At 33.1% G+C, this 3,938-nt stretch carries 3 protein-coding genes and 1 pseudogene; all 4 read left to right on the top strand.

Annotation, left to right across the window (positions count from 1 at the left end; all coding sequences use genetic code 11):
- The first annotated feature begins 359 nt into the window (after window positions 1-359).
- Window positions 360-617 carry a type II toxin-antitoxin system RelB/DinJ family antitoxin gene (locus ACFIQE_RS08890; protein WP_375707564.1) on the top strand — a complete coding sequence of 86 codons (258 nt, stop codon included), beginning with the start codon at window positions 360-362 and terminating at the stop codon, window positions 615-617.
- A gap of 1 nt (window position 618) precedes the next feature.
- Window positions 619-891: a type II toxin-antitoxin system YafQ family toxin gene (locus ACFIQE_RS08885; protein ID WP_375630510.1), complete on the top strand. Its 273-nt coding sequence runs from the start codon at window positions 619-621 to the stop codon at window positions 889-891.
- Window positions 892-2,447: 1,556 nt separating this feature from the next.
- Complete coding sequence (locus ACFIQE_RS08880; RefSeq protein ID WP_375680730.1) at window positions 2,448-3,431, top strand: hypothetical protein; 984 nt, start codon at window positions 2,448-2,450, stop codon at window positions 3,429-3,431.
- A gap of 81 nt (window positions 3,432-3,512) precedes the next feature.
- Window positions 3,513-3,938 (top strand): annotated as a pseudogene (locus tag ACFIQE_RS08875) (hypothetical protein); the annotation flags it as partial.

Below are 3,938 nucleotides of genomic sequence, written 5' to 3'. Positions count from 1 at the left end.
TATTACCGTAAGTTTAGAAACCATGAAAATCGTTAAGAACTTACCAAAATTAGAAATAAGAGAAACTGAATAACTTAAAAGCATGCTCACATAATGGGTATGATAAACGCATAAGGGGTATAGAGCTTATAACCATAATCTGTTGCTTACATAAAATCTTCTTTACTATGACGGATAACAAAATAAAGTTAAGAGAATAGGATTTAGCAACATTCCTCTTAATTATTGCAAATCAAGGATTCTTTTCGTGGAGTTTTTTTCCCATACCTGCTGTCCAAAGGGTTTTGAATTCTAAAAAGTTGATTTGAGGCCACAATGTAGCTACATTGTAATAAAGGTTATAAATGGAGGTACCAATCATGAAAACCGATTCTGTTGTTCGCGCTCGCATTCCTGCTAAAATGAAAAAACAAGCGATGATTAATTTAGAACGTATGGGATTAAGTGCATCAGACCTTATCCGCATAACATTTTTGCGTGTCGCTGAAGAAGGTTGTTTGCCTTTTGATCTTAAAGTACCTAATAGTGTCACACGTAAAGCTATAAAGGAATTAGATGAAGGTAAAGGTAAGACATTTAAAAACGCTGATGCCCTTTTTAAGGATTTAGGCATTTAATATGCTGATACCCGTCCGCTCAAGACAATTTAAACGTGACGTGCGCAAAGCGGAAAAACGCGGTAAAAATATGAATAAGCTGCGTACACTATTGAGTCTTCTAATTGAAGAAAAGCCATTACCAAGACATTACTGTGATCATCCACTAAAAGGCGATTGGGTAGGATATCATGATATTCATATCGAACCAGATTGGCTGCTTATTTATAGAATAGAAGGAGATAAATTACATCTTATTCGTACAGGAACGCACTCTGACCTTTTCAAAGAATAATTATATGAAAAGTTAAAAATACTCTAACTTTTCTCTACATAATTAGATTTTTTTACATTGCCTTTAAAAGATTATACCGTAATCTAAAATGATAGCTTTGTTTAAAGAGGGTTATGTATATTCATTTTCTTATATTACTTATAGGTTTTGAAGGCTTCTCAAACCCTCAAAATACCTTCAAAACCCCTTTTTATATATATTATAGATTGTATTTACGTGTTGTGTGTAATATGGGTTGTTTATTTAAAACATTAACATATTGAAATATAATGACTTTTATTTTTCGATTGAAAAAAAATATATAAAGGGGGGTAAAAGGAACTCTCAAAATACTCAAAATCTTCAAAACTAACAACCATAAGGATCTTGATAGCATTTCTTATGAGTTACAAACTATCTTTTGAAAGGCTTTAAAGGATCATATGCTTTTCATAAAGCACGTTTTAATCATTCTCTAAATCATAAGTTTATCTATTCAAATGAACTGATAAAATTCATAAAAAGGATTTTGATAACGTAATCAGTTTTTACTTTCATACGCTTTTCATAAGACACGTTTTAATGACTCACTAAAATGATCACTTTTGTCAGTTCAATTTACTGACACATAACTGACAAGTTTTAATCAATTCACATCATTGGTTATCTTTAAAGATTGTACTCTTGATATGAATTATGTCTTAAAAACATTAACCTCTTGAAATATAATGTTTTAGTTTTTTTATCATTTAAAAAAATAATATAAGCTTTAAAAAGAACTGACAACACTGACACGGTCTATTAAAAGGGATTTTGCTGATCTCTATAATGATCATTCTCTCTTTAGATATTTTATAACAGGCAATAAATCACAATTATCCTATTTATCGTTTCTCTTATGAAAATGAAAAATGATGCCATGGCTATAAAGAACATAACAGCTATAGAGAATACGTGAAAACAGTAAACTTGAATACTCATATGCAAATGAACGCGTTGGTTATAAAGAGCACATTGCCTATTAAGGTTGTTTAAATTAGAGCCCCTTATAAACAAAATTCACAAAAAAATTAAAATTCATTTAGTAAAAAAATTGATAGGTTATAAAGATAAAAATACGCGCTATGAGAGCGTTTCTAAATATTATAATGTATAGATTCAGAAAATAACGCAATCGTTTAAGAAAGCAAATAATATAGCTTTAAAAGCACATAAATATAAAAGAAGCAATTAATAGGCATAAGACATTATCAACACACAACGTATTTAAAAAATAAGAAAAAATATCAAAAAAGATAAAATATTGTTTGACAATAAATACGTATTTTGTTATATAAATACTCAAGTGATGAAAACACTAAACAGATAGCGAAGAGGTTGCGATAAACCTAATCCTATTAAAACTGACTATCTTTTATGCTCTAATTAGCATATATGATGATTTTGTCGGGTGTAGCTATGCTATACAATACCCTTCGCGAGGGAAAAGCATAGCAACGGACTATCTGCCGTGTTTTCAACACCCGATACCCTTATAGGGTGTCAATTGAAAACTTTTAAACAGATAGGTTTTAATTATGAAAAATACAGTAAAAAACACCCCCGTTATCTCTAATATTTCAAATGAAACCGCGCTTGCTAATCAACAAGAGCCTGCAAAAAAATACGAATTTACAGGTGAGACAATAGAGGTTGGTGATTATACTCTTTATCGCATTCGGGCTTTAAGGGATTTTGCTAATATAAAAGCTGGTGATTTAGGCGGCTTTATACATAAGGTTGCAAATTTAGCTCATAATGGTGATTGTTGGGTCGGTGGCAATGCCATGGTTTATGGTGATGCTCGTATTTACGATAATGCCCATGTTTCGGATAATGCAAAAATTACTGGATCTGCAAAAATTTATGAAAATGCAAGGGTCTATGGCAATGCTAGCGTGCATATTAGAGCTGAGGTTTATGGCAATGCGCAAGTCTATGAGAACGCATTGATTTATGGTGATATTTTTGGACATGCTAAAGTGTATGGAAATGCAAAAATTTATGACACTATTTATGGCAAATTTCTTGATAAAACTCGAATTTATGGCAATGCTGAGGTTTATGATAAAGCGCGTGTTTTAGGAACCTCTCAGGTTTATGATAATGCCCATGTTTATGAAAATGCTATAGTTTTTGATAATGCTAGGGTTTGCGATAATGCCCATGTTTGTGGCGCTGCTATGGTCAATAGAGAAGCCAAGGTTTATGGGAATGCTATAGTGACTGGTTATGCCCATGTTTATGATAGGGGCTGCGTTTATGACAATGCCAAGGTTTATGGCAAGGTTTATGGTGGCGCTTGGGTTTCCAATAATGCTTTAATTTCTGATAATGCCGAGGTTTATGATGATGCTCGCATTTATGACAATGCAAAAATTTATGGCAAGGTCCATGGTGATGCTCATGTCTATGGCAATGCCAAGGTAATTGGCTATACTGAGATTGGTGGTGATACCAAAATTGGTGGCAATTATAAAGAACCCGTTATCACTGGTGATATTGTTTTTACAACTGTGTAAATGACGCGCGGGCGCGGCGGGGGCGCCCCTCTTTAAACATTTCATTCTAAAATTCAAATCTATTTATAAAGGAATTGTGCTATGCAAAAAAAGTTTGCACTCACAAATGAGACACGTGTATTTAATAATCAAACTCTTTATCGCATCCAAGCATTAAGGGATTTTGACGATGTTAAGGCTGGTGCCTTGGGTGGTTTTATTGAAAATGAAAGTAACCTCTCTCATGATGGCAATTGCTGGATCTATGATAATGCTCTTGTTTTAAATCCTGCCCATATTTATGAAAATGCCAAGGTTTTTAATAATGCTATTATAATGGGTAGTGTTTATGGCAATGCCCATGTCTGTAATCGTGCCCGCGTTTATGCAAATGCTCATGTTTATGACAATGCGCATCTTTCTTATAATGCTTGGGTTTATCATCAGGCGCGGGTTTATGGCAATGCAAAATTATCAGGAAATGCTCGTATTCATAGCAAGGCGGTAGTTTATGATCATGCTGTTATC

The sequence above is a fragment of the Bartonella sp. AA1HLJMS genome (assembly GCF_042197445.1).
Taxonomy (GTDB): domain Bacteria; phylum Pseudomonadota; class Alphaproteobacteria; order Rhizobiales; family Rhizobiaceae; genus Bartonella.
The sequence above is the reverse complement of the archived record's forward strand: the minus strand, read 5'-3'. Positions and strand labels throughout refer to the sequence as shown.